This is a genomic window from Bacillus sp. FSL W8-0223, assembly GCF_038006805.1.
GTDB classification, from domain to species: Bacteria; Bacillota; Bacilli; order Bacillales; family DSM-4216; genus Bacillus_O; species Bacillus_O smithii.
The window spans coordinates 1487303-1514188 of the sequence record NZ_JBBOVX010000001.1; the positions used below are offsets into that span (position 1 = coordinate 1487303).

Genomic DNA, 26886 nt, shown 5'->3' on the forward strand with positions numbered 1-26886 from the left:
GTAATGGATCTATTAACAAAAACTAGAAAAATTAATGCGATGCTACAAAAAGCTGCAGGAAAACCTGTGAATTTTAAAGAAATGGCGATCACGATGGCCAAAGTGATTGGAGCCAACGTGTTTGTGGTAAGCCGTCGAGGAAAATTGCTCGGATTTGCCGTTCATCAGCAAATTGAAAATGAGCGTATGAAAAAAATGCTGGAAGAACGCCGTTTTCCGGAAGAATATACGAATAATTTGTTCAACATTAAAGAAACTTCTCCAAACTTGGATATCGACAGTGAATATACTGCTTTTCCGGTTGAGAACAAAGACTTGTTCAGAAATGGCTTAACAACAATCGTGCCAATCGTGGGCGGAGGAGAGCGTCTTGGAACTCTCATACTTGCCCGCTTGAATGAACAATTTTCAGACGATGACTTGATCTTGGCGGAATATGGAGCTACTGTAGTCGGAATGGAAATTTTACGTGAAAAAACGGAAGAAATTGAAGAAGAAGCCCGTAGCAAAGCGGTTGTTCAAATGGCTATCAGTTCGCTCTCTTACAGTGAATTGGAAGCGATCGAACATATATTTGAGGAACTGGACGGCAAAGAAGGGCTGTTAGTGGCTTCGAAAATCGCTGACCGTGTCGGCATTACCCGTTCTGTTATTGTCAACGCCCTTCGCAAACTGGAAAGTGCCGGAGTGATCGAATCACGCTCTCTTGGAATGAAAGGTACTTATATTAAAGTATTAAACGATAAATTTTTAGTGGAACTTGAAAAATTAAAATCTCATTAATCATGTTCAACCGCCGATTTTTCGGCGGTTTTTTTATGAGTATAAATACAAAAGACGAATGTGAATTTTTTCAATTGAATGAACAAAGGGATCTTAATCATATGGGAAAGTACGGGAAAATACAGCACCCCTTTCATATGATAACGGGCATGTGATAAAGGAACCAGCTATATTCGTATAATTGACAAAAAATGACAAGAAACAACCATTTCGTATAAAGTGGTATAAACAAATCCATGATAGAAAAAGACAAGAGAATAGCATTTTTTTGAAAGCAAAAGAACGTTATACTAATAATAACAATTATCCTTCTATTCAGAATTATTACAAGTGTATTAAGAGCAAAAAGTCCCAGTGTTTCGACAAGGAAAAATATGATATATTTTACATTGTAGGATTTTTTAGTTAATAGGTCATGGTGCAAATATGTCCCATAGGTTATTATTGGTAAAGGGATGTTGAGATTTTTGTCTTGTCCATCATGATTGGAATTGGCCGCGACACCATCATTCTAAAAAAACATGATCAATTATCGAAAAAGAAAGATTTTGACGGTTTTTAAGACAAAGAATTCAAGGGATGGGGGGTGAAAAAATGGATTTCTTTTCAAATTCAATCACAACGCTAGAACAGGCGCTAAACTATTCGGCATTAAAACAAAAGGTCATAGCCAATAATATCGCCAATGTTGACACGCCCAACTACAAAGCCCAGGATGTCAGTTTTCAAAAACTGCTGGAATCGTCCAAGTCCAACCAATTAACCGCCTATCGAACGGATCGGAGACATTTCCCGTTTCCAAACGAAGATACATTGTCTAGTGCCATTTTCAGCCGTCCATCATCCTATAACGAGAATGGAAATAGTGTCGATATGGATAAAGAAATGTCGGATCTTGCAAGTAATCAAATTTATTATAATGCGATGGCCGAGTTGATTAGTGGAAAATTTTCTTCCTTAAATACGGTTATTAAAGGTGGGAAATAGTCATGTCGATTTTTCAAAGCTTGAATATAAGCTCTTCCGCGTTAACTGCTGACAGAGTAAGAATGGACGTCATATCGTCTAATATGGCGAATATGGATACGACAAGGGCGAAAATGGTCAACGGACATTGGGAGCCTTATCGGAGAAAAACGGTTGTTTTGGAGCCGCAACAGACCAATTTTTCATCCTACATGCAGGCAGCGATAAATGGCGGCAATGCCCCCACTGCCGGCGGCGGCGTAAAAGTGACGAAAATTGTAGAAGACCAGACGACACCTTTTCAACTTGTTTATGATCCGGAAAATCCAGATGCCAATGCGGCCGGATACGTACAAATGCCCAATGTCGATCCTTTAAGAGAAATGGTGGATTTAATGTCATCAACCCGTTCGTATGAAGCAAATGTCACCGTACTGAATGCCACAAAGGGGATGTTAATGAAAGCTTTGGAAATCGGAAAATAAGCTCATAAACTTATAATCACACTGAAAGGAGTTATGCAAATATGGCGATTCAATCAATAGGTGCGGTTGAGTCCGTTTTTAAGCCGTCCGCTCCTACACTCACAAAAGCTGCTGATACAAACCAGCAAAAAGACTCCAGTTTTCGTGATATATTAAAAAATTCCATAAACAGCTTGAATGACAGCCAATTGCAGGCCGACCAACTTAGCCAAAAACTGGCTCTCGGTGATGATGTAGATCTTCATGAAGTCATGATTGCTTCCCAAAAAGCACAAGTAGCGCTGAATTTAGCGGTAGAAGTTAGAAATAAAGCGGTCGAAGCTTACCAGGAAATCATGAGAATGCAAGTCTAATAAAACGGTTATGTTGAGAGATTAAGAGAAATAACCGGGGGATCATAATGAACGAAAAATTAAAACAGTATTTTGCCAATGCATCTAATTTCTGGAAAAGTCGTTCAAAGAAACAAAAAACGATTTTTCTAAGCAGCTTAGCGTTAATTGTGCTACTGGCGAGTGTTATCACCTTTTTTGCAACGCGAACGAAAATGGAGCCTTTGTACAGCAATTTATCGCCGGAAGAAGTCGGTTCAATCAAGCAAGATTTGGATTCCCGCGGCGTCAAGTATGAAATTACCGACGGGGGAACCACCATCATGGTGCCTTCAGATTCGGTGGATTCGCTGAAAGTGGACCTGGCGGCTGAAGGATTGCCTAAAACGGGGCAGATTGACTACAGCTTTTTTAGCCAAAATGCAAAATTCGGAATGACAGACAACGAATTCAACGTGTTGAAGTTGGATGCCATGCAAACCGAACTTGCGAACTTAATTAAAAGCATTGATGGTGTCAAAGATGCAAAAGTCATGATCAATCTTCCAGAAAAAAGTGTGTTTGTCAGTGATAAAAACGAAGAAGCATCAGCGTCTGTCGTTTTGCAAACCGAGCCGGGATATCAATTTGATAACAAGCAAATCAAAGCCCTTTATCATTTGGTTTCCAAAAGCGTTCCGAATTTGCCGGAAGATAATATTGTCATTATGAACCAAAATTTTGAGTACTATGATTTGCAAAATAATGACGATACAACCGGCGATGAGTTCGCACAGCAATTGAATGTGAGAAAGCAAGTGGAACGGGACATCCAACAGCAAGTCCAAACCATGCTCGGTACTTTGATGGGACAAGACAAAGTAGTCGTATCTGTTACGGCCGATATCGACTTTACAAAAGAAAAACGGGATGAAAAATTAGTAGAACCTGTTGATAAAGAAAATATGAAGGGAATTGAGATCAGCGCCCAACGAATATCCGATACATATACTGGGACAAACGCAGCTCAAGGAGGAACCCCTCAATCCCAAAACCAAGCGGATACAGTAGGATCCACTTATGTTCAAGGTCAAACCGGCAGCGGAAATTCCGAACATAAAGAAGAAACGATTAACTATGAGATCAACCGCATTCATAGACAAATTGTAGAAAGCCCTTATAAAATTCGCGATTTAGGTATTCAAGTGTTAGTTGAGCCGCCAAAAGCGAATGATCCGGCGTCTCTTCCGCAAAGCCGGGTGGACGACATAAAAAAAATATTGTCAACTGTTGTTAGCACGTCCATTGACAAGAGTACAGGAACACAGTTGACGGATAATGACATTCAAAACAAAATTGCCGTTTCTGTTCAACCGTTTAACGGCAAAATCAAGTTTCAGGATCAAAAGCAGCCGCTCCTTCCGTGGTGGGCTTATTTGATCGGAGCGATCTTATTATTAATCATTGGCTTGCTTGTTTTCTTCTTAATCCGTTCGCGGATGGCAAGAGAGGACGAATTAGAGGAAGAACTGTTGGAGTCTGAACTTGCAGCTGAAAAAATTCAACAAGAAGAAGAAAAAAATAATGAGCAATTGGAGCGCAGGAAGCAGATAGAAAAAATGGCGAAAGAAAAGCCAGAAGAGTTTGCAAAACTAATCAGAACTTGGTTGTCTGAGGAATAGGAGGGTGAAGGTTGGCCGGAACGAAAAACAAGTTAACAGGCAAACAAAAAGCAGCCATTCTCCTTATTTCGATGGGGCCGGATGTTTCGGCGTCCGTCTACAAACATTTGACCGAAGAAGAGATTGAGCGGTTAACATTGGAGATTTCCAATGTGAAAAAAGTAGATTCAAAGGCAAAAGATGAAGTGATGGAAGAATTTCAGCAACTTGCCATGGCCCAAGACTATATTTCTCAAGGAGGGATCGGTTATGCGAAAACGATCCTTGAAAAAGCGCTTGGCAAAGAACAAGCTCAGGACATCATCAATCGGCTTACTTCTTCCTTGCAAGTCCGTCCGTTCGATTTCGCACGGCGAGCGGACCCGAGTCAAATTTTAAATTTTATCCAAAATGAGCATCCGCAAACGATTGCGTTAATACTTTCTTATTTGGATCCGCAGCAAGCAGGGCAAATTCTGTCAGAATTGCCTCAAGATGTTCAAGCGGATGTGGCGCGTAGAATAGCGATTATGGACCGGACTTCGCCGGAAATCATCAGTGAAGTTGAGGCGATTTTAGAAAGAAAATTAAGTGCCACCGTTACACAAGACTACACGCAAACTGGAGGAATTGAAGCAGTTGTTGAAGTGTTAAACGGTGTGGATCGTTCGACGGAAAAAACGATTTTAGATACTTTAGAAGTTCAAGATCCGGAACTGGCAGAAGAAATTAAAAAGCGGATGTTTGTATTTGAAGATATCGTGACATTAGATAACCGTTCGATCCAGCGTGTTATCCGCGATTGCGAAAATGAAGATTTGCTGCTTGCGTTAAAAGTCGCGAGCGAGGAAGTGAAAGAAGTAGTCTTTCGAAATATGTCGTCCAGAATGGCAGAAACGTTTAAAGAAGAAATGCAATACATGGGCCCTGTCCGTCTTCGTGATGTCGAAGAGGCTCAGTCGCGAATTGTCGGCGTCATTCGGAGATTGGAAGATGCTGGAGAAATTATTATTGCCCGGGGCGGAGGAGATGATATTATTGTCTAAAATATTGAAATCTTCGTGGGGCTACCAGCAAAAACGATCCGCGAGAGTGATCACCATTAGAGAAGTCTCCACCACCGAATTAAATGAAGAGTCTGCTGCCGGCACAGACTTAGACAAGGGGCAACTACTTGTAAAGGCAAGGCAAGAAGCAGATGAAATCATGGAGAAAGCGGAATACGAAGCAAAAAAGCTAAAGGAACAACTAGAACAAGAAAAATTGTCGTGGAAACAAGAAAAGGAATCTTTAATGGAGCAAGCTTATCAGGAAGGATATGAACGAGGGATAGAACAAGGACGGCAGGATGGCTACAAGGAATATAAAACTTTGCTTCAATCCGCGAAAAATGTTGTCGAACAATCAAAAATGGAAGCTCAAAAGAATATTATTCAGTCGGAAAAAGTCATTTTAGAGCTAGCGATGAAAACCGCGGAAAAGATTTTAGGGACGGTTTTAGAAAAAGATGAGGAACTGTTCTCGTCTCTTGTTAAAAGGAGTTTTAAGGAAATTAAGGATTCACGGGAAGTTGAAGTCCACGTTCATCCGTCTCGTTATGAGTTTTTGCTTTCGCAAAAGGAAGAATTGGAGGCCATTTTTCCGGCTGTCGTTGAACTTTATCTGTATCCGGATGAAGACTTAGACATAAATGATTGCATTATCGAAACTATACATGGAAGGTTGGACGCCAGCGTTGACAGTCAATTGTTCAAAATCAGGCAGACGCTCATGGAAATGTTTGAAGGTGATCTTGCTTGAAAGCGGCTGATCTTATTCATAAAATCGCCAATATAGCGTCCTATCAGCAATATGGACGAGTCAAGCGGGTCGTCGGACTTATGATCGAATCTCAAGGCCCCGATTGTTCGGTAGGCGATATATGCTATATTTACCCTTCGCAAAAACAATCAGATAAGAAGATTCTGGCGGAAGTTGTCGGTTTTCGTGATGAAATGGTCATTTTAATGCCATATACTCATTTGAGTGAAATTGCGCCGGGAAGTTTAGTAGAATCTGAGGGAAAACCGTTGGAAATTAAAGTGGGTTCCGCTTTGATCGGTAAAATTGTCGATCCACTCGGTATGCCGATGGACGGTTCGGTTTTGCCTAGAGGTCTCTCGTCTATCGCAACCGATCAGGAACCGCCCAATCCTTTAAAGCGCCCTCCTATATCGGAGCGTTTGGAAGTAGGGGTTCGTGCAATTGACAGCCTGCTTACTGTAGGAAAAGGTCAGCGTGTCGGCATTTTTGCAGGCAGCGGCGTCGGTAAAAGCACATTGCTTGGCATGATTGCCCGCAATACGAAAGCGGATCTCAACGTGATCGGTCTCATCGGAGAAAGAGGAAGAGAAGTGCGGGAATTTGTTGAGCGAGATTTGGGGCCTGAAGGTTTATCTCGTTCCATTGTAGTGGCCGCCACTTCCGATCAGCCTGCCCTCATGAGGATCAAGGGGGCCTATACGGCGACAAGCATTGCAGAATATTTTCGTGATAAAGGATTCAATGTCATGTTGCTGATGGATTCTGTCACCCGCGTAGCGATGGCTCAGCGGGAAATCGGGCTTGCTACCGGAGAGCCGCCGGCGACAAAGGGTTATACGCCTAGCGTCTTTGCCATTTTGCCTAAATTGCTGGAGAGAACCGGTACTAGCGAAAAAGGAACCATCACCGCTTTTTACACGGTGCTGGTAGACGGTGATGACATGAACGAACCGATTGCAGACACCGTTCGCGGAATTTTAGACGGACATATTGTCCTGGACCGAAACCTTGCGAATAAAGGTCAATTCCCGGCCATTCATGTACTGAAAAGCATCAGCCGTCTGATGAACACGTTGGCGGAAGAAGACCACAAACATGCTGCTGCAAAAATAAGAGAAATGATGAGTACATATTTAAACGCCGAAGATTTAATTAATATCGGCGCCTACAAAAAAGGCTCATCCGAGGATATTGACAAAGCGATTGCTTATTATCCAAAAATTGTTTCCTTTTTGAAACAAGATGTGAATGAAAAGTCGACGATGGAAGAAAGTATCCGTTCGCTTATTCATTTAAGTGAAAAAGGAGACTGGCAGTAATGGGATACTATTTTAAGTTCGAAAAAATCCTGCAAATAAAAGAACGCGAAAAAGAAGAAATTCAATCGGGATATCACCGCGCCAAAAGGCAATTTGAACAAGTCGCCGAGAAATTATACGAGTTATTAAAGAAAAAGGAAGATTTACTGGCTTTTCAAGAGACCCAATTGGCATCCGGCTTTCCGGTGTATGAAATCCAGCATTATCAGTTGTTCATCAGTAATTTGGAAAAGATGATTGACTATCAGCAGCAACTGGTGATGAACGCACGAAATAGAATGTTCTGGTTTGAAAACAAGCTGAAAGAAAAGAACATAGAAGTGAAAAAATACGAAAAAATTAAAGAAAAAGAATGGCAGAAATATCAAAAGTTGTTAGGGCAGATGGAAAACAGAGAAATGGATGAACTTTCCGTTATTCAGTTTATGAATCGGAGAAACAGGTGAGTCAAATGGCAAAAAACAAGATATCCGGCAAACCAGATCAAGAAGAGAAAGAGTATAGCGCTTTTCAATGGATATTATTTGTTGGCATTATACCGCTTGTGTTTGCTGCTGTGATTGCTTATTTTGTTATGTCAGTGTCCGGTGTATCGGTTGCTGACGCTATCAAAAAAGCGGGTGGCAAAATTCCATTTTTAGATCAAATGGCCGCTTCCCATGAGCAGAAGCAAAAGATGAATGAATATGTGCACAAAATTGCTTCCTTAGAAAAAGAAGTGAAAAAAAAGCAATCGAAAATTGATCAATTGCAAAACCAGCTGGATTCTGCCAATTCAAAAATGGAGGATCTGCAAGTAGAAAATGATCGACTAAATATTGAAATGGAAAATCTCTCGAAGCAAAAACAAGCAGCCAATAAAGCTCAAATGAGCAAAAACGTTGCGAAAACATACGAAACGATGTCGCCTCAAAATGTAGCGGCCATATTAATGAAAATGACGGATGAACAAGCGGTCAGCATTTTGTCACAGCTGAATACGGACCAACAAGCTCAAGTGTTGGAAAAACTCCCGCCAGATACAGCCGCCAAATACACAAGATTGTTGGCCAATCCGTAATGACATTTCTTCTGTATCGATGGGAACTGGAAAGGAGGTGAGGGTTTGAATGCAGGGATGAAACAAATGCCCTTGTTGGGGAGCATGATCCCCTTTTCGAACAAAAACGGGGTCAGTTTAAATGCAGAAATGATGAAAATGCCATTGTTGGGTGCGGTCCAATCAACGGCTGCATTAGAGTTGCCTGATTTCCAAATGGCTGAAGGCTCACCGTTTGCTGCTTTGTTCAGCCAAGTTATGGAAGAAAGCGGAAAGGGATCAAAGTCCGTTATCACACCGCAGCAAAACAATGCGTCTTCGCAAGACTGGATCGCTCGTGTTTTGCAGATTCTTGAGGGCAGTCAAGGCTCGGGTGAGGGTTTGGAAAAATCGTCCATCGAGTGGCAAGGCGAATCGTTAAAAGATCTAGTGTTGCCGTCTGAATTATTACAAAAGGCTCAAGCTGTGGTTTCAGATGCCCTCCACAAATGGCTGGGATCAGGAGCGCCTGACATCGAACAAAACGATTCAAAGATACAAAAGGATTCTGTTGAACAATTGATCGCAGTGTTAGAAGGGCTAGTCGCTTTACCCATCGATCAGTGGAAAAAACTAGATCCAAATGTAATGGTGCCACTGTTCGCAGCGGCAAAACAGCTAACGAACCTCGACAGTAAAGCACAGTTATCACCGAATGTATCAGAGTCTGTGCACTGGATTCAAAAGCTTTTAAGTGAAATCAGCCAAAAAGCGGAGACGGAAACGGTTGAAGCCGATAACCAGCAGCTGGCCATTTTGAAAAAGGCTTATTCCCATTATGTTCAACCGCAAACGCAAACGACAGATGGAGAAAAGGAACTGTCAGGACTTGAATCGGTCGCTAAATGGGGAGAGAGTGCAAAGGAAATTCAGCCGTTGAATGAACATGAAGCGTCTTTTAATTCTTCATTGCAGTCCAATACGGCTAAGGCCGGGGAAACGATTTCAGTTCCGTTGCAATCAAATCCGAAACTGATGAACTTGCAGCAGTTTATTGATAAATTTAGACAGATCTTAGAAAAGTCGCAATTTGCTAAACAACCGAATGCGAATACTTTAATGATTAAATTGTATCCAGAGAATTTGGGGACGCTGCGGATTGAGCTGCAGCAAAAAGATGGCGTTGTAACAGCGCGAATTTTGGCTTCCGCTCAAACCGTTAAAGAATTGATTGATTCTAATATAGCTTCTTTAAAACAGGCATTCACTCAACAAAATATTTCCGTAGATAAAGTGGAGATCGTGTTTCATCCGCCTGAATTAGACACATATCATCGCGATTCATCTGAAGGCGGGCGCCAAGAACAGCGGCAGCAGCCGCAAAAACAAAAGGACGATGAAAAAGAATCCGACCGTTCCTTTGAAGAACTACTCATTAATATGGAAGTTTAGGTGAGAATATGGGAAATACCATTGATCCAAGCCTTTATTTACCGACGACTAATAATCAATCCAATACGAATGGAAAAGACAATTCGATTTTAGGAAAAGATGATTTCTTAAAACTGTTAATGGCCGAGATGCAAAATCAAGATCCTTTGAGTCCGATGGACAATAATGAGATGATCGGCCAAATGGCGCAATTTTCGACGTTGGAACAAATCACGAATTTGGCTGCTTCTTTTGAGAAACTTTTGAACATGGAGCAGCAAAATCAATATATTGCTTACAGTTCTTTTGTCGGGAAAAACGTCACTTATCACAAACTGGAAGACAGCGATGATCCAAATGGAGACCCGGTGGTAAAAGAAGGACATGGAGTGGTATCATCCGTACGATTTACAGGAGATAGCGTTGAGTTTGTGTTAACGGATGGCACAGTATTGGAGCCTGCCAATATTTCAGAAATTCAAGCATCGTCTGAAACTCCTAGTACGGATGAAACCTGAAAAAGTCTGTGCATGGCTCAATAATATGGAAACTATCATCATTTGAAGCTAGAAACTAAATGAATGATGATAGAACGACCTCTTGTTATGGAATGCTTGAGACAAGCGATGAACTGTCGCAGAAAATCGGAAAGGGGAAATGTGATATGCTTCGATCCATGTACTCGGGAATCGGCGGAATGAAAAATTTCCAAACGAAACTCGATGTCATCGGGAACAATATTGCCAACGTCAACACTTATGGCTTTAAAAAAGGACGTACGATTTTTAAAGACCTCGTCAGCCAGGAAATTTCCGGGGCAAGTGCTCCAGTGGCTGGGGCAGTAGGAGGAACAAATCCGAAACAAGTCGGTTTGGGCTCTACACTTGGTGCTATCGATACAGTGCAAACGCAAGGAAGCTTGCAGACTACCGGCAGGACGCTTGATTTGGCCATTTCCGGTGATGGATTTTTTATTGTACGTGATGGAACGAATGATTACTTAACTAGAGCCGGAAACTTTTATCTCGATAAAAATGGAGATCTTGTGAATGAAGATGGGCTATATGTAATGGGTATGGGTGACAAAAAAATTAATATTCCCACTTCAGCTAAATCGATTAGTATAGGTGCTGATGGAACAGTTACTTATGTAGATGATTCGGACACTCTAAAAACGGCAGGGCAAATCGCATTGGCTAAGTTGCCCAACCCCGAAGGTTTAGAAAAGGTTGGAAATAACCTTTATCAGGTCACAACGAATTCAGGCAATATGAATAGTAATGCACCAGGAACAAAGGGAGCAGGAAAAATTGTTCCCGGTGCTTTGGAAATGTCCAATGTCGATTTATCTGAGGAATTCACGGAAATGATTGTGGCCCAACGCGGCTTTCAAGCCAATTCAAGAATTATTACGACTTCGGACCAAATTTTGGAAGAGTTGGTCAATCTAAAACGATAGAATACGAGTTTTTTAGCAAGGGAGGGAGGGGCCGCAGGCTCTTAGCGGCCCTCTGACAGTATGATTACATTAACGCGCTTAAATGGAAGGCCCTTTCAGTTAAACGCACTTTACATAGAAACGATCGAAGCTTTTCCGGATACGACGATTACGTTAACGAATGGGCGCAAATATGTAGTGAAAGAATCCAAAGATCAGGTGCAAAAGCTGGTGCTGGATTTTTATCGGAGCATTCAGCTGTTCGGAAAATTGGATAAGGAGGTGTCTGGCGATGGGGAATGAAGCGGTTAGCCAAGGTCGAAATAAAATGCTGACCATTATGCTCATTATTTTAACCGTCATCACATTGGCCGGGGCTGTTGCGCTGGTGATCATGTTAAAGTCGAACAGCGGGCATCAAGGAAAAGAACCGGATATTGATCAAGTTCTGGAATGTTCCGTCGATGTACCGGAAATTACAACCAATTTGGCTTCGAACGACTTCATCCGCATTTCCTTTAAAATTCAAACCGACAGCAAAAAAGCAAAAGAAGAACTCGAAAAACGTGATTTTCAAACAAAGGACATCATTATAGAATTATTATCCGGGATGAGAGCGGAAGATTTGAAAGGAGCAGCCGGAAAAGAAAAGCTGGCGGAAATGTTGAAATCAAGATTAAACGAGGTGATGCAGGAAGGAAAAATCGTCAAAGTGTACATTACCTCCTATATCATCCAACAATCTTGATGGAACCGTAAGGAGGTGAAGCTCTTTGTCGGAGGAAGTATTATCCCAAAGTGAAATTGATGCTCTTTTGTCGGCTCTATCTGCCGGGGAAATGAATGCGGATGAATTAAAAAAAGAAGAAGAAGAAAAAAAGGTTAAAGTATACGACTTTAAACGAGCGCTGCGGTTTTCAAAAGATCAAATCCGCAGTTTAACTCGGGTTCATGAAAACTTTTCACGGTTATTGACGACGTTTTTTTCTGCTCAGCTGCGAACTTATGTACAAATATCTGTTGCTTCAGCGGACCAAATTCCTTATGAAGAATTTATACGATCAATCCCTAATTTGACGATCTTAAACGTATTTGAGGTTCCGCCGTTAGATGGAAGGATTATTATGGAAATTAATCCGAATATCGCCTATGCGCTGGTTGATCGTTTGCTGGGAGGAAGAGGATCAGGAGAAAGTAAAATTGAAAAATTGACGGAAATCGAAACAAATATTATGTCAAACATGTTTGAACGAGCTTTTTATCATTATCGGGAAGCATGGGAAAACATTGTTGAAATCAATCCGTCCTTGACTGAATTTGAAGTAAATCCACAGTTTTTACAAATGATTTCGCCCAATGAAACCGTCGTGGTCATTTCTTTGAACACGGTCATTGGCGAAGTGATGGGCATGATCAATATTTGTATCCCTCATGTAGTGTTGGAACCTATTCTTCCGAAATTATCCGTACACTATTGGATGCAAACATCTGAAAAAAAAGAGCGCAAGCCCGGGGAATTGGAGATTTTAGAAAAGAATCTACGAAATGCGCAAATTCCGGTGACGGCAGAACTGGGAACTTCTGAGATTACGATTGAGGAATTTTTAACGTTGGATGTGGGAGATGTCATCAGACTGGATAGAAAAATCGATGAGCCATTGATAATCAAAACAGGGGATGTTCCTAAATTTATCGGCCAACCGGGAAGAGTCAACAAACAACTGGCTGTGCAAATTATAGATTCCATTGAGGGGGGAGAAAACGATGAAAAATGATGACATGCTCTCGCAGGATGAGATTGACGCTTTGCTGAAAGGAACTGTGAATGACGCAGAAGCTCCGAATCAAGAGATAGACGATGTGGAAACGCAACAAGAAAAACAAGAACAACAGGAAATGATACATACGGAAGATTATTTAACGCCGGTTGAAGAAGATGCCTTGGGTGAAATCGGCAATATCTCGTTCGGTAGCTCGGCAACAGCCTTGTCCAGTCTATTAAACCAAAAAGTAGATATTACCACACCTTCTGTTTCGATTATCCCTCGGAGCAAAATTCAGGATGAATTTCCTCATCCGTATGTTGCGATATTGGTAGAATATCGCGATGGGTTTGCCGGAGTGAATCTTTTAGTGATAAAACAGCAAGACGCCGCGATCATTGCGGATCTCATGCTAGGGGGAACTGGTGAGAATCCAAGCGAAACTTTGGATGACATCAAACTAAGCGCCGTCCAGGAAGCAATGAACCAAATGATGGGTTCGGCGGCCACGTCCATGTCGACCATCTTCCAAAAGCGTGTAGATATTTCCCCGCCTTCGCTCGTCTTAATGGACTTAAAAAACGGAGAAGGATCTGACGCTATACCTGATCACGAACTGTTCGTCAAAGTCTCCTTCCGTTTAACGATTGGAAACTTAATTGATTCCAATATCATGCAATTATTGCCGATTTCATTTGCCAAAAGTCTTGTAGAAGAATTGGTGAACCCTTCAACCGATGGGGAAGAGCCGCAAATGGCAAATGAAGAAAACGCATCAGATAAAAATTCTGTTCAAAAAGGAACAATCGCTGAGGGAAGGAAAGAGACTGCGTCGAAAACCGACCGACCACAACCCGATGTTCAGAAAGAAGAGAATGTAGGAAAAAGCAGGAAAACGGAACCGATGGTTCATGTGGAGCCTGCCGCTTTTGCGGAATTTCAGCCGACAACCGCACCTTCTGTTGAAACAAGAAATTTAGATTTATTGCTTGATATTCCTTTAAATGTGACTGTCGAGCTTGGAAGAACCGTGCGCACGGTAAAGGATATTCTGGAACTTTCCTCCGGCTCTATCATTGAGCTCGATAAACTGGCAGGGGAACCGGTGGATATATTGGTCAATAATAGGTTGATAGCAAAGGGCGAAGTTGTGGTTATAGATGAAAATTTCGGTGTTCGTATAACGGAAATACAAAGCCAAAGTGAACGCATTCATCAATTAAAATAATCATTTGAGGAGGAATGAAAATGGGAAATCGTATTTTAGTTGTAGATGATGCAGCTTTTATGAGAATGATGATCAAAGATATTTTAACGAAAAACGGTTATGAAGTGGTTGGAGAAGCGGCCGATGGAAATCAAGCCGTGGAAAAATATAAAGAGTTGCAGCCGGATCTTGTAACGATGGATATTACGATGCCTGACATGGATGGAATTGAAGCGTTAAAAGCGATAAAAGCGATTGATGCCAATGCGAAAGTCATTATGTGTTCGGCCATGGGACAGCAGGCTATGGTCATTGATGCGATTCAAGCCGGAGCAAAAGACTTTATCGTCAAGCCTTTCCAAGCGGATCGGGTGATAGAAGCAATTAAAAAGACGCTTGGTTAATGTTAAGAAGGTGCTTTCGATTGAATCTGGAACGAGTCAAAAAGTGTTTGATCATATTCATTAGCCTGTTTCTCTTGGGTATTGGCGGAACATCTGTCACTGCCGCGGGAACTTTGAGCGGAAACGTAAAAGATTGTATCGAACATCCTGATAAATGTCAGGATTCAGGAACATCTAAAAAAGAAAAAAGCACTGCGACGGACGATATTTCCGGAGTCAGTGCTTGGGATTATGCAAGAATGCTGTTCGCGCTCCTTTTTGTGATTGTATTAATCTACTTTTTAATCAAATTTATCAATAAAAAAAGCCAAACTTATCAAGATTCGAAGCTGATCCAGCATTTGGGCGGTTCTCCTCTTGGAGGAAACCGCTCCATCCAATTGGTAAAGGTGGGAGAACGCATTTTTATTCTGGGAGTTGGTGAAAACATAGAACTGCTGAAAGAAATCAACGACCAAGAAGAATATAAACAGCTTTTGCAAGTTTACAATCAACAAAAGGATCTATTGCTGGATACGAAAGATATTTTTACGGTCGCTTTGAGAAAATGGCAGGAGAGAAAACAAAAAGCGGTCAAAAAAGGTGGTTCAGCGCCTTTTAAAAGTGTGCTTGAAAAGCAGTTAAACGAAATAAAAACTTCAAGGGAGCAAGCGCTCCAGCAGCTGGAAACCAAGGAGAAGAAGTCTGATGAATGAATTTATGCATTATTTTAATAACAGCTCCCCGGAAAATGTGTCATTGTCGGTAAAACTGCTTCTTCTTTTGACCGTTTTATCGCTGGCGCCGAGTATTTTGATTTTAATGACTTGTTTTACGCGCATCATCATTGTGCTGTCTTTTGTCCGTACTGCCTTGGGAACGCAACAGATGCCGCCGAACCAAGTATTGGTGGGCCTTGCTTTGTTTTTGACTTTTTTTATCATGACGCCGGTGTTTCAACAGGTCAATAAAGAAGCTTTGACTCCTCTTTTTAAAAATGAAATCAATCTGGAAGAAGCTTATGATCGGGCGAGCGTCCCTTTTAAAGACTTTATGAGTCGATACACGAGAGAAAAGGATTTGGACTTATTTTTGCAATATTCGAATGCGAAACGGCCAAAAAGCATAGAGGATATACCGTTAACTGCGCTTGTGCCGGCGTTTGCGATCAGCGAGTTGAAAACGGCGTTTCAAATGGGATTTATGCTTTTTATTCCTTTTCTTGTCATCGATATGGTGGTGTCCAGTGTACTCATGTCTATGGGGATGATGATGCTTCCTCCGATTATGATTTCATTGCCATTTAAAATATTATTATTCGTTCTTGTCGATGGCTGGCATTTAGTGATTGAGTCGCTTTTACAAAGTTATAAGTAGGTGAAGAGTACATGAATCCCGAAATGGTCATTTCTCTCGCAGAAAAAGGAGTTTATATGATTTTGATTCTATCCGGTCCGATCATGCTGATTGGGCTCATTGTCGGACTTGTCGTGAGTATTTTTCAAGCAATGACTCAAATTCAAGAACAAACACTCGCTTTCATTCCTAAAATTGTGGCGATGCTGGTTGGATTGGTATTTTTTGGTCCTTGGATGCTGACTCATATGATTTCTTATACTTCGCAAATTTTATCGAATTTAACACAGTTTGTGGGATGATGGCATGGATCAGCTAGTTCCGAAATTCTCCGTGTTTCTTCTCATTTTTGTCCGGGTAGCGTCTTTTTTTGTGACCGTGCCGCTTTTTTCGTATCGGACCATTCCGGCCATACATCGGGTGGGCGTTTCTTTCGCTCTTTCTTGGATGATGTACTATACCATGAATACTGCGCCGATTGCGATAGATGGCGCCTACTTTTTATTAATATTAAAAGAGATGCTTGTCGGTCTGTTGATTGGATTTACAGCTGCGTTGGTGATGGCGGCGGTTCAAGTAGCCGGAGCTCTCATTGATTTTCAGATGGGGTTTACCATTGCCAATGTCATTGATCCTCACACAGGAATGCAAAGTCCGATCATGGGACAATATTTTTACATGTTTGCTCTGCTTTTTTTGCTTTCTGTAAACGGGCATCATCTTCTCTTGGACGGAATTTATTACAGTTATCAGCTCATACCGCTGGAACAAGGGAAGTTTTCGCTTGGCAGCAGCTCTTTTGCGCAGTATATGATTCATGCTTTCCAATCCATGTTTGTCATCGCCTTTCAAATGGCCATTCCGGTGGTTGCATCCCTATTTCTAGTCGACGTCGCGTTGGGGATTATTGCCCGCACCGTTCCGCAGATGAATATTTTTGTTGTCGGATTTCCTGTGAAGATTGCCGTGGCTTTTATTGTCATGATCGTGGTGATGAGTGCCATTTTCGCGGTGGTGCAACATTTATTTGAAATGATGCTATACGCGATGAGAGATGTGATGAAAATCATCGGAGGGACGTAAAGTGAGATTATTGACCGTTGATTTGCAGTTTTTTGCGGGGGAGAAAACGGAAAAAGCCACACCCAAAAGAAGGGAAGAAGCGAAGAAGAAAGGTCAAGTGGCAAAAAGCCAAGAGGTCGTTACGGCAATCAATCTGTTGGCTGTTTTTTCCTCGCTCTATTTTGCTTCTTCTTTTCTTGGCGATATTGTGAGGCGGCTCTTTTCACGTTCTTTTCAAGATTATATGCTCATGCCTATTACGGAAGGAAACTTAAAATCCATCGTTTTAGATGTATTGAAAGATTTTGCATATATGGTCGGCCCTTTTCTGCTTGTCGCATTAGTGGGAAGTTTAGCCGCCAATTATCTGCAAGTTGGGTTTTTGTTTACGACGGAGACGTTGGTTCCCAAGCTGGAAAAAATCGATCCTATGAAAGGATTTCAAAGGATTTTTTCGATTAAGGCACTAGTAGAGTTACTGAAGTCCATTTTAAAAATTTCCATTGTCGGAACCGTGACCTTTGTGATTTTGTGGATGAATATGGACAGAGTACTTGGCCTGTCTTTTGAGTCATTGTCCGATTCATTGAAAACGGTAGGAACGTTAACGGTGCAAATGGGAATTTCTGCTTCGATCGCTCTGTTGTTTTTGGCCTTGTTTGATTATCTTTATCAGAAATACGATTTTGAAAAAAGCATTCGAATGTCAAAGCAAGACATTAAAGATGAATATAAAAACTCAGAAGGCGACCCGCAAATCAAATCACGGATTAAGCAAAGACAACGGGAAATGGCGATGAGAAGAATGATGCAAGAAGTGCCTAACGCAGACGTCGTAATCACCAATCCAACTCATTTTGCCGTTGCGCTGAAATATGAAGAGGAGAAAATGGATGCGCCGGTTGTAGTCGCTAAAGGGGCAGATTATTTGGCGCAAAAGATTAAGGCCATCGCCAAAGAGAATCATGTTGAAACGGTTGAAAACCGTCCGTTGGCAAGGGCTCTGTACACCCAGGTGGAAATTGGAGAGAGGATACCGGAAGAATTTTTCAAAGCGGTCGCTGAAATTTTGGCGTATGTGTACCGATTAAAAAATAAAGTGTAGGTCTTATTGAAAGTTGGGAGAGAACATCATGAAGGTAAGAGATTTTTCGGTGTTACTGGGAGTCATTTTAATCGTCGCAATGCTTATTATTCCTTTTCCTTCATGGCTATTAAGCATTTTGATTATCCTGAACATATCTCTTGCGTTATTGGTGCTGTTAACAACCATGAATATGAATGAAGCGCTCCAATTTTCCGTATTTCCGTCTTTGCTGCTTCTATTAACCTTATTTCGATTAGGTTTAAACGTGTCGACAACGCGTTCTATTTTGAGCAAAGGGGAGGCAGGAGGCGTTGTCGAAACGTTTGGAACGTTTGTTGTCGGCGGAAATTTGGTTGTTGGTTTAGTCGTGTTCCTCATATTAATCATTATTCAGTTTGTTGTCATCACGAGAGGAGCAGAACGCGTTTCTGAAGTGGCAGCACGTTTTACTTTAGATGCTATGCCGGGTAAACAGATGGCCATTGACGCGGATTTAAATGCAGGAATGATATCGGAGCAGGAAGCGCGGGAACGACGTGAAAATATTTCACGGGAAGCAGATTTTTACGGAGCGATGGATGGTGCGACTAAATTTGTAAAAGGCGATGCGATCGCCGGTATTATTATCGTCATCATTAACTTGATTTTTGGAATGGTCATTGGCATGGTCCAGCAAGGTATGGGGTTTCAAGATGCAGCCAATCATTATTCATTGTTGACAGTGGGGGACGGAATTGTCAGCCAGATACCGGCATTATTAATTTCCACCGCTACTGGCATCATTGTCACTCGAACCGCTTCAAACAGCAATCTTGGCGAAGATGTAATGTCTCAATTGTTATCCTATCCTAAAATGTTATATGTTACGGCCGGTACCATTTTTTTGCTTGGAATTGCCACGCCTATTAATGATTTGCTGACGATTCCGGTTGCGGCGCTGCTTGCGATCGGAGGATACAGGCTTCAAAAAGTTCCGGATGAGCCGGTGGAAACGGAAGAGGTTCAAGAAGAGAACGAAGCAGAAGAATTGCGGCGGCCCGAAAATGTCGTCAATTTATTAAATATTGACCCGATTGAATTTGAATTTGGCTATGGACTTATCCCTCTTGCCGATGCAAACCAAGGCGGCGACTTGCTTGATCGGATTGTGATGATCCGAAGACAGCTGGCCATGGAATTGGGGATTATTCTTCCGGTTGTGCGCATCAGAGATAATATTCAATTAGCCCCGAATGAATACAGAATTAAAATTAAAGGAAATGAAGTGGCCAAAGGAGAGTTGTTTCTTGATCACTATTTGGCCATGAATTCCGGCGAAGAAGAGGATTCGATTGAAGGAATTGATACGATTGAGCCTTCATTCGGTCTTCCTGCCAAATGGATTACGGAAGAAGTAAAAGATCAAGCAGAAATGCTGGGCTATACTGTCGTCGACCCACCGAGTGTTGTTTCCACTCATTTAACGGAAGTATTGAAAGCAAATGCCCATGATTTGCTCGGAAGACAAGAAACGCAGCAATTGATTGACCATATGAAAGAAACGTATCCTGTTCTTGTTGAAGAAGTAACACCGAATCCTTTATCCGTTGGAGACATACAAAAAGTGTTGGCAAAACTGTTAAAAGAAAATATTTCGATACGCAATCTGCCGATCATTTTTGAAACGCTAGCCGATTACGGCAAATTAACATCCGACACCGATTTGTTAACCGAGTATGTTCGTCAAGCTTTATCACGACAAATTACCAATCAATATGCCGATGAAGGAACCATCAAAGTGATCACTTTGTCAGCGCAGGTGGAAAAATTGATCGCTGATAGTGTACAACAAACAGAGCATGGAAATTATTTGTCGATCGACCCGGTCAATTCGCAAAAATTAATAGAAGCCGTTTCAAAAAAAGTAGAAGAAGTTTCTATCATGCAGCAAATGCCGGTCATTTTATGTTCTCCGGCAATTCGAATGTTTGTAAGGCAGCTGTTGGAAAGATATTTTCCACGATTACCGATCCTATCTTTCAACGAACTTGAACCAAATGTGGAAGTACAAAGCGTCGGGGTGGTGACCATCGAATGAAAGTGAAGAAATTTATAGCCCCTTCCATGCCGGAAGCCATGAAAAAAATTAGAAAGGAGTTAGGCGAGCACGCTGTTATTCTGAATTCCAAGATTACGTACGGTGGAGGCTTTCTCGGTTTTTTTAAAAAGAAACAATTTGAAGTGATTGCCGCTGTGGATCCTGAACTGGAAATGATGGAAAGGATGGAAAGGATGGAAGCGGAACAGCCGAAAATGCCTCTCCATGTTTCAGAACGGCAAAAGCAAGCTGACCACGGCGAAAATCAACAGCTCAAACAGGAATTAGAAGAATTAAAGTCGATGATCGCTCTTTTGACATCAAAAGAGGATCGTTCCAAATACCCGGAAATGATTCATTCCATTCTGTCAGAATTGGAGCAAAAAGAAATCGGATCCGACCATGTGCGAACCATCGGGGACGAGCTATATGCGTTTTATATTGAATCCAAGGGCGAAGTGAGCGAAACAGAAATACGCAAACGAGCCATTGATTACTTAAAAAGAAAACTTCAATCCGTTCAAACCGACAACCCACTATTTGCTAAAAAATATATCAATGTTGTCGGGCCGACTGGCGTGGGAAAAACGACTACGTTGGCGAAATTGGCGGCAAAAGCAGTGCTGGAACACAAGAAAAAAATCGCTTTTATCACCACGGATACTTTCCGAATTGCCGCGATTGAACAATTAAAAACTTATGCCAATTTGCTGAACGTGCCTGTAGAGGTTGTTTATAATTCTGCTGATTTTGAAAAGGCGACGCAAAAATTTTTGGATTATGACCTCGTTTTGATTGACACGGCGGGACGTAATTATCGGGAAAATCAGTATATCGACCAATTAAAAGAAATCATTCCGGTCCGTGAAGAGATGGAGACATATCTTGTGCTGGCTCTTACGTCCAAAGCAGAAGATTTGGATGAAATAATAGAAAAATTTCAAGACCTTCCATTTGATCAATTTATTTTTACGAAATTAGATGAAACAAAGCGAAAAGGCTCATTGTTCAATCTTGTTTGCAAGTACAGGAAAAAAGTGGGGTTCCTGGCAAATGGACAAAACGTCCCGGACGATTTATTGACTGGCAATCCTGAAATCATTTTGAAAGAAATATTGAGGGAGTAAGCATATGAAAGACCAAGCAGAAGGATTAAGGCTGAAATTGAGAGAGTTGCATCAGTCACCTGCTAAAACGGCTGCCGTGATCAGCGGTAAAGGGGGCGTGGGAAAGTCCAATATTTCTGTGAACATAGCTGTCATTTTGGCGCAGTTAGGAAAAAAAGTTTTATTGTTTGATTTGGATATTGGCATGGCGAATATTCATATTTTATCAGGTATTAGTGCGGATCGCTCGATTGTAGATTTTATAGAAAACGGATATGAATTGAAGGATCTGATCATTTCCGGTCCGGGGGGCTTTTCCTACATATTCGGCGGTTCTGGTCTTGGGCGTCTTCTTGAATGGTCTGAGAATGATTTTCAACGTTGGATCGAGTCCGTAGCAAAATTGCAGTGGGAATATGATTATATTTTGTTTGATATGGGGGCCGGAGCATCAAAAGAAAGCTTGGAGCTGTTGATGTCTGTTGATGATTTATTGGTGATCACGACCCCTGAACCGACTGCTGTGACAGACGCGTATTCCATGATGAAATATATTCAAATAAGAGATCAAGACAAACATTTTTATTTGATTTGCAATCGTGCTGAATCCAATCAAGAAGGACAAGTCACGCTCGAACGTATATCGATGGCCATGGAGAAATTTTTGCATAAAGAGGTTTCAAAACTTGGAATATTGCCTGAAGATAAAATCGTAAAGAATGCAGTCGCAAGCCAGACACCTTTCTTTTTATACAATCCTTATTCCAGTATTTCCCGCTCATTAAAATCGATCGTGGAAATTTATTTGTCCCAATCGAACGCAATGGGAACCATCCAAAAGGGTCGTTTTATTGGGAAGCTTCGCCAGTTTTTTCTGAAAGGCAGTGTTGGAGATGGATAAAAAGAAAGTACTCATAGTAGATGATTCCGCATTCATGAGAAAATTGATCTCGGACTTTGTTTCCGAACATCCTGAATTGGAAGTGGTCGGGACAGCTAGAAACGGAAAAGATGCCATAGAAAAAGTGAAGACGTTATGTCCGGATGTCGTCACGATGGACATCGAAATGCCAGTCATGAACGGACTTGAAGCGCTAAAATGGATCATCAGCCATTATCAGCTGCCGGTTGTAATGCTGTCGAGTACGACGAAGGAAGGAACAGAAAATGCGATTAAAGCCCTTGAAAATGGAGCTTTTGATTTTGTGGCAAAGCCGTCCGGACCGATTTCGCTGGATCTGGATAAGGTAAAAAATGAATTGATCTCGAAACTTTTGCTGGCTTCAAAGGTAAAAAAAGGAACGAAAAGCAACGTGCGGGTCCATACAGACGAGATGGATCGCGGCCTAATGACGTCCAATAGGGAGTCGGAGTTAAACCATTGGAGTACGAAAGAATATGCAAAAAGTTTAGTGCTAATTGGCACTTCCACCGGTGGACCGAGAGCGCTTCAAGAAGTGCTGCCGCAACTGCCAAAGGAAATTGGAGCGCCTATTCTAATCGTTCAACACATGCCTCCAGGATTTACAAAATCCTTGGCTGATCGTTTGAATCAACTGTCACGCATCTACGTTAAAGAAGCGGAAGACGGTGAGCTGTTGAAAAAAGGAGTTGCCTATATTGCCCCCGGGAATTTTCATATGAAAATCAAGGAGGTAGGAAGGTCTCTTGCCATCTCGCTTGATCAATCTCCCCGAATGAATGGTCACAAGCCTTCTGTAGATGTTCTTTTTGAGTCAGCTAGCAAATTGGAATTTTATAAAAAAATTGCCGTTATTTTAACTGGAATGGGTTCAGATGGGACTTATGGTCTGATAAAATTAAAAGAAAAAGGCAATGTACATGCCATTGCTGAGTCTAAAGACTCATGCGTTGTATTTGGAATGCCAAAATCTGCAATTGAAGCGAATGTCATTGATGAAGTGAAACCGATTCAAGATATCGCTCAATCAATCTTAAAATATTTGTCTTAGGAAGAGGTGGAACAGATGGAAACGACTCAATATCTTGAAATATTCATAGAAGAAAGCAAAGAGCATTTGCAAGCTATTAATGAAAATCTTCTTGAGCTTGAAAAAAACCCGGAAGATATGGAGATCGTCAATGAGGTATTCCGGTCTGCCCATACTTTAAAGGGAATGTCCGCCACAATGGGATTTGAAGATTTAGCAAACCTCACTCATAAAATGGAAAATGTTCTGGATGCCATCCGCAACCATAAAATAAAAGTTACAACAGACGTATTAGATGTTGTCTTTGCTTCGGTGGATGATTTGGAGGCCATGATTCAAGATATTGCTTCTGGTGGAGATGGCAAAAGAAATGTAGAGGAGATAGTGGCACGGCTTAAAGCGATTGAAAGCGGATCGAACGTCGAAAAGAAGGAGAAAAGTGAAGTCCGGGAGCCAAGCCATTCAAGTGAAGGGAATTCTGTGCAATATGACGAATTTGAAACAACCGTTATTCAGCAGTCAAAAGAACAAGGATTTTCCTGTTACGAAGTGATCGTTACATTAAAGGAAGACTGTCTGTTAAAAGCGGCACGGGTTTATATGATTTTTGAAGTTCTTGAAAAATGCGGAGAAATCATTAAATCTGTTCCTGCAGTAGAAGAGTTGGAAGAAGAGCATTTTGATCATCGATTTACGGTAACGATTGTGACGAAAGACGAAGCTTCTGAGATTGAAAAGAAAGTGATGAAAGTTTCAGAAGTAGAAAAAGTGGTCGTTCAGCCTTTTGCAGATTCTCCAAAACAAGCCAGCGACCATTCAAAAGAAACAGATCATTCCGACAAGGAGGAAAAGAAAAAGGCCTCTGCAGAAAAAAACGCGAAAGATCATCAAGCAGATGGAGGCAAACAAAGAAAATCCAAAAATGTTTCCAATAAAACGATTCGTGTCAACATCGAACGTTTGGACAGCTTGATGAATTTATTTGAAGAACTGGTGATTGACCGCGGACGACTTGAGCAAATCTCCCGTGAGTTAAATCACCCTGAATTGACTGAAACAGTGGAACGGATGTCCAGAATTTCCGGAGACTTGCAAAATATTATTTTAAATATGCGGATGATTCCGGTTGAAACGGTATTTAATCGTTTCCCGCGGATGGTTCGTAAACTAGCCCGCGAATTAGATAAACAAATTAATTTAGAAATCATCGGGGCGGAAACGGAGCTGGACCGGACGGTTATAGATGAAATCGGTGATCCGCTTGTCCACTTGCTCAGAAATGCTGTCGATCATGGAATTGAAACGAAAGAAGAAAGAAAAGCGAAGGGGAAACCGATAGAAGGTACAGTAAAGTTAAAAGCCTATACAAGCGGAAACCATGTTTTCATTGAAGTGGAGGATGATGGAGCGGGAATCAACCGTGAGAAAGTATTAAAAAAAGCCATTGATAAAGGAATTGTATCTCAAGAGGAAGCGGAGAAATTAACGGACAGTGAAGTATTTGGCCTCATTATGGAATCCGGTTTTTCGACAGCCGACCGTATTACGGATATTTCCGGAAGAGGTGTGGGACTTGATGTAGTCAAGACGACGATTGAATCGATTGGCGGATCCATCAATATCAACTCAGTTGAAGGCAAAGGTTCCGTCTTTTCTATTCAGCTGCCGCTGACACTCTCTATTATTTCAGTCATGCTGATCGAAGTAGGAAATGAAAAATATGCCATACCGTTATCCTCCATAATCGAAACAGCCATTATCAAAAAAGAAGACATCTTAAGTGCGCATAGTAAAAAAGTCATTGATTTTAGAGGGAAAGTCGTGCCTCTTCTCTTTTTGGAAAAGCTCTTCGAGGTACCGAAAGAAGAGGCGGAAGATGATTACTTGTCAGTTGTCATCGTCCGAAAAGGCGACAAAATGGCGGCATTGGTCGTGGATTCTTTTATTGGGCAGCAAGAAGTGGTATTGAAAAGTCTCGGGAATTATCTAACGAACGTATTTGCCATATCCGGAGCGACTATTTTAGGAGACGGTCAAGTAGCATTAATCATTGATTGTAACGCACTAATCAAATAGGGAAGGGGAGAGAAAAAATGAGCAAAATATCAGCACCTTCTGTTCTGAAGGTTATTGCCTTTCAATTAGGCGACAACGAATATGCGCTGCCAATCCATCAAGTCCAATCCATCGAAAGATTGATGCCTATTACTCGAGTACCTAAGACGGTCCCGTTTATCAAAGGTGTGATCAATTTAAGGGGAGTGGTCACCCCGATCATTGATTTAAGAACACGATTTGGGCTTCCCGAAAAAGAGTTTGATGATGGTACAAGAATTATTGTTGCGACGCTTAATGAAATGGAAGTAGGGTTCATTGTGGACGGAGCGAATGATGTGTTAGATATTTCCGAAGAGTTCATCGAACCCCAGCCTGAAATGGTAGGGGAAATTGAAGCAGAATATATCACGGGTGTTGTCAAATGGGAAAAAAGGCTTCTTATTTTATTAAGTCTTGAAAAAATTCTAGAAAAATAAGGATGAAAGCTGATGAGTTACTTAGATCGGATACAAAACGCTCATTTAGACACGTTCAAGGAAATTGGAAATATCGGGGCGGGCCATGCAGCCACTGCTTTGTCCACTTTGATGAATAAAAAAATAAATATGGTGGTTCCCACTGTACAAATTCTTCACTTTGATGACGTGATGGAAATGGCGGGCGGACCGGACAACATTGTAGCAAGCGTTTTTTTGCGGATTGAAGGAGATATTGAAGGAAGCATGTTTTTCGTCCTCCAGCTGGAACAGGCAGCACTTTTTATACAAAAGCTGACTGGCGACCAATCTTTTTCTTTTGACCATCCGCCCTATTCGGAAATGGCTTTATCGGCGCTTCAAGAATTAGGAAATATTTTGTCCGGTTCGTATTTGTCTGCTTTGGGAGATTTTACGGGTCTGCATGTTTTTCCGTCCGTACCCGCCTTGGCCATTGATATGGTGGGAGCCGTAATGAGTGATGGATTGTTTGAAATATCCCAATACAGCGATTATGCCATTTTTATTGACACGACTTTGAAAGAAGCAGATGGAAAAGCCTCTGATTCCGTGAAAGGACATTTTTTTCTCTTGCCTGACCCGAATTCCTTTTGGAAAGTTTTGGATGCATTGGGAGTGCCGCTAGATGAATGAGACGGTAAAAGTCATTAAAGTAGGTATCGCTGATTTAAATGTGGTGCGCCCACCCGATCGAATTCGAACGGCTGGTTTAGGTTCTTGCGTTGGAATTGTCATATTTGATGAAAAAACAAAAATTGGCGGGTTGGCTCATATTATGCTGCCGGATTCTTCGCTAGCCAAGACGGAAACATTTAATAAAGCCAAATTTGCTGATACAGCTATTCCCCAATTAACGGATATGTTAATCAACGAAGGTGCGCTGCGTAAACGATTAAAAGCAAAAATTGCCGGAGGAGCACAAATGTTCCAATTCTCGTCCAAAAATGAAATAATGAGAATCGGACCGAGAAATGTCGAGGCAGTGAAAAAACAATTGAACAGAGAACATATTCCCATCGTAGCCGAGGACGTTGGCGGTAACAGTGGAAGAACCATTGAGTTTGATCCTTCCACTGGCCTTTTGGAAATCAGAACCGTGAATAAAGGCGTGTCCATCATTTAA

At 41.6% G+C, this 26886-nt stretch carries 31 protein-coding genes; all 31 read left to right on the forward strand.

The genetic code is table 11. The features are described 5' to 3' along the window. Positions 1-3: 3 nt before the first annotated feature. The 31 genes from codY (at position 4) to NST81_RS07470 (ending at position 26886) form a co-directional block, all read left to right on the forward strand. A complete protein-coding gene (gene codY / locus NST81_RS07320; protein WP_048623155.1) occupies positions 4-783 on the forward strand; it encodes a GTP-sensing pleiotropic transcriptional regulator CodY in 780 nt (259 codons plus the stop codon). Positions 784-1377: 594 nt separating this feature from the next. Next, a complete protein-coding gene (gene flgB, locus NST81_RS07325) occupies positions 1378-1770 on the forward strand; it encodes a flagellar basal body rod protein FlgB (protein WP_048623156.1) in 393 nt (130 codons plus the stop codon). Positions 1771-1772: 2 nt separating this feature from the next. Then, the gene (flgC, locus tag NST81_RS07330) at positions 1773-2234 is read left to right on the forward strand and encodes a flagellar basal body rod protein FlgC (protein ID WP_048623157.1); all 462 of its coding nucleotides are present in this window, start codon (positions 1773-1775) and stop codon (positions 2232-2234) included. Positions 2235-2275: 41 nt separating this feature from the next. Further along, positions 2276-2587 (forward strand): flagellar hook-basal body complex protein FliE, encoded by a 312-nt coding sequence (gene fliE, locus NST81_RS07335; RefSeq protein ID WP_048623158.1) that lies wholly within the window; start codon positions 2276-2278, stop codon positions 2585-2587. Between the two features lie 47 nt (positions 2588-2634). Continuing rightward, a complete protein-coding gene (gene fliF / locus NST81_RS07340; protein WP_048623159.1) occupies positions 2635-4227 on the forward strand; it encodes a flagellar basal-body MS-ring/collar protein FliF in 1593 nt (530 codons plus the stop codon). Between the two features lie 11 nt (positions 4228-4238). Then, positions 4239-5252, forward strand: a complete 1014-nt coding sequence (gene fliG, locus NST81_RS07345) for a flagellar motor switch protein FliG (RefSeq protein WP_048623160.1) — start codon at positions 4239-4241, stop codon at positions 5250-5252. Next, a complete protein-coding gene (fliH, locus tag NST81_RS07350; RefSeq protein WP_048623161.1) occupies positions 5245-6006 on the forward strand; it encodes a flagellar assembly protein FliH in 762 nt (253 codons plus the stop codon). The genes fliG and fliH overlap by 8 nt, the downstream gene beginning before the upstream one ends. Next, on the forward strand, positions 6003-7328 hold the full coding sequence (gene fliI, locus NST81_RS07355) for a flagellar protein export ATPase FliI (protein ID WP_048623162.1): 1326 nt from the start codon (positions 6003-6005) through the stop codon (positions 7326-7328). Before fliH ends, fliI begins: the two co-directional genes overlap by 4 nt. Then, positions 7328-7774, forward strand: coding sequence for a flagellar export protein FliJ (gene fliJ / locus NST81_RS07360; protein ID WP_048623163.1), 447 nt, complete (start codon positions 7328-7330; stop codon positions 7772-7774). Before fliI ends, fliJ begins: the two co-directional genes overlap by 1 nt. 5 nt (positions 7775-7779) lie before the next feature. Beyond that, positions 7780-8388: a MotE family protein gene (locus NST81_RS07365; RefSeq protein WP_048623164.1), complete on the forward strand. Its 609-nt coding sequence runs from the start codon at positions 7780-7782 to the stop codon at positions 8386-8388. Between the two features lie 45 nt (positions 8389-8433). After that, positions 8434-9798 carry a flagellar hook-length control protein FliK gene (locus tag NST81_RS07370; RefSeq protein WP_048623165.1) on the forward strand — a complete coding sequence of 455 codons (1365 nt, stop codon included), beginning with the start codon at positions 8434-8436 and terminating at the stop codon, positions 9796-9798. Between the two features lie 8 nt (positions 9799-9806). Beyond that, the gene (locus NST81_RS07375; RefSeq protein WP_048623166.1) at positions 9807-10295 is read left to right on the forward strand and encodes a flagellar hook capping FlgD N-terminal domain-containing protein; all 489 of its coding nucleotides are present in this window, start codon (positions 9807-9809) and stop codon (positions 10293-10295) included. 146 nt (positions 10296-10441) lie between these two features. Beyond that, positions 10442-11236 (forward strand): flagellar basal body rod protein FlgG, encoded by a 795-nt coding sequence (gene flgG / locus NST81_RS07380; RefSeq protein ID WP_048623167.1) that lies wholly within the window; start codon positions 10442-10444, stop codon positions 11234-11236. A 60-nt stretch (positions 11237-11296) separates the two neighbouring features. After that, a complete protein-coding gene (locus NST81_RS07385) occupies positions 11297-11518 on the forward strand; it encodes a flagellar FlbD family protein (protein ID WP_040341507.1) in 222 nt (73 codons plus the stop codon). Continuing rightward, entirely contained in the window at positions 11508-11963 is a 456-nt protein-coding gene (fliL, locus tag NST81_RS07390) for a flagellar basal body-associated protein FliL (protein WP_048623168.1), read from the forward strand. The genes NST81_RS07385 and fliL overlap by 11 nt, the downstream gene beginning before the upstream one ends. A gap of 25 nt (positions 11964-11988) precedes the next feature. Continuing rightward, positions 11989-12990 carry a flagellar motor switch protein FliM gene (fliM, locus tag NST81_RS07395; RefSeq protein WP_003354587.1) on the forward strand — a complete coding sequence of 334 codons (1002 nt, stop codon included), beginning with the start codon at positions 11989-11991 and terminating at the stop codon, positions 12988-12990. Continuing rightward, entirely contained in the window at positions 12980-14206 is a 1227-nt protein-coding gene (gene fliY, locus NST81_RS07400) for a flagellar motor switch phosphatase FliY (protein ID WP_048623169.1), read from the forward strand. The genes fliM and fliY overlap by 11 nt, the downstream gene beginning before the upstream one ends. 20 nt (positions 14207-14226) lie before the next feature. Continuing rightward, entirely contained in the window at positions 14227-14589 is a 363-nt protein-coding gene (locus NST81_RS07405; RefSeq protein ID WP_048623170.1) for a response regulator, read from the forward strand. Between the two features lie 20 nt (positions 14590-14609). Beyond that, complete coding sequence (locus NST81_RS07410; protein ID WP_048623171.1) at positions 14610-15284, forward strand: flagellar biosynthetic protein FliO; 675 nt, start codon at positions 14610-14612, stop codon at positions 15282-15284. Continuing rightward, on the forward strand, positions 15277-15945 hold the full coding sequence (gene fliP, locus NST81_RS07415) for a flagellar type III secretion system pore protein FliP (RefSeq protein WP_003354593.1): 669 nt from the start codon (positions 15277-15279) through the stop codon (positions 15943-15945). The genes NST81_RS07410 and fliP overlap by 8 nt, the downstream gene beginning before the upstream one ends. An 11-nt stretch (positions 15946-15956) precedes the next feature. After that, positions 15957-16226: a flagellar biosynthesis protein FliQ gene (gene fliQ, locus NST81_RS07420; protein WP_003354594.1), complete on the forward strand. Its 270-nt coding sequence runs from the start codon at positions 15957-15959 to the stop codon at positions 16224-16226. Between the two features lie 4 nt (positions 16227-16230). Beyond that, on the forward strand, positions 16231-17007 hold the full coding sequence (gene fliR / locus NST81_RS07425) for a flagellar biosynthetic protein FliR (protein WP_003354595.1): 777 nt from the start codon (positions 16231-16233) through the stop codon (positions 17005-17007). Position 17008: 1 nt separating this feature from the next. Beyond that, positions 17009-18091, forward strand: a complete 1083-nt coding sequence (gene flhB / locus NST81_RS07430; protein ID WP_048623173.1) for a flagellar biosynthesis protein FlhB — start codon at positions 17009-17011, stop codon at positions 18089-18091. A 28-nt stretch (positions 18092-18119) separates the two neighbouring features. Further along, the gene (flhA, locus tag NST81_RS07435) at positions 18120-20150 is read left to right on the forward strand and encodes a flagellar biosynthesis protein FlhA (protein WP_061778453.1); all 2031 of its coding nucleotides are present in this window, start codon (positions 18120-18122) and stop codon (positions 20148-20150) included. Next, complete coding sequence (gene flhF, locus NST81_RS07440; protein ID WP_341029135.1) at positions 20147-21277, forward strand: flagellar biosynthesis protein FlhF; 1131 nt, start codon at positions 20147-20149, stop codon at positions 21275-21277. The genes flhA and flhF overlap by 4 nt, the downstream gene beginning before the upstream one ends. Positions 21278-21281: 4 nt before the next feature. Then, on the forward strand, positions 21282-22157 hold the full coding sequence (locus NST81_RS07445) for a MinD/ParA family protein (RefSeq protein WP_048623176.1): 876 nt from the start codon (positions 21282-21284) through the stop codon (positions 22155-22157). Next, positions 22150-23229 (forward strand): protein-glutamate methylesterase/protein-glutamine glutaminase, encoded by a 1080-nt coding sequence (locus NST81_RS07450; RefSeq protein ID WP_341029138.1) that lies wholly within the window; start codon positions 22150-22152, stop codon positions 23227-23229. The genes NST81_RS07445 and NST81_RS07450 overlap by 8 nt, the downstream gene beginning before the upstream one ends. Positions 23230-23244: 15 nt before the next feature. Beyond that, complete coding sequence (locus NST81_RS07455; RefSeq protein ID WP_048623178.1) at positions 23245-25284, forward strand: chemotaxis protein CheA; 2040 nt, start codon at positions 23245-23247, stop codon at positions 25282-25284. 17 nt (positions 25285-25301) lie between these two features. Next, the gene (locus NST81_RS07460) at positions 25302-25742 is read left to right on the forward strand and encodes a chemotaxis protein CheW (RefSeq protein WP_048623179.1); all 441 of its coding nucleotides are present in this window, start codon (positions 25302-25304) and stop codon (positions 25740-25742) included. Positions 25743-25754: 12 nt separating this feature from the next. Then, positions 25755-26396 carry a chemotaxis protein CheC gene (locus NST81_RS07465; RefSeq protein WP_048623180.1) on the forward strand — a complete coding sequence of 214 codons (642 nt, stop codon included), beginning with the start codon at positions 25755-25757 and terminating at the stop codon, positions 26394-26396. Continuing rightward, positions 26389-26886: a chemotaxis protein CheD gene (locus NST81_RS07470; protein ID WP_003354605.1), complete on the forward strand. Its 498-nt coding sequence runs from the start codon at positions 26389-26391 to the stop codon at positions 26884-26886. Before NST81_RS07465 ends, NST81_RS07470 begins: the two co-directional genes overlap by 8 nt.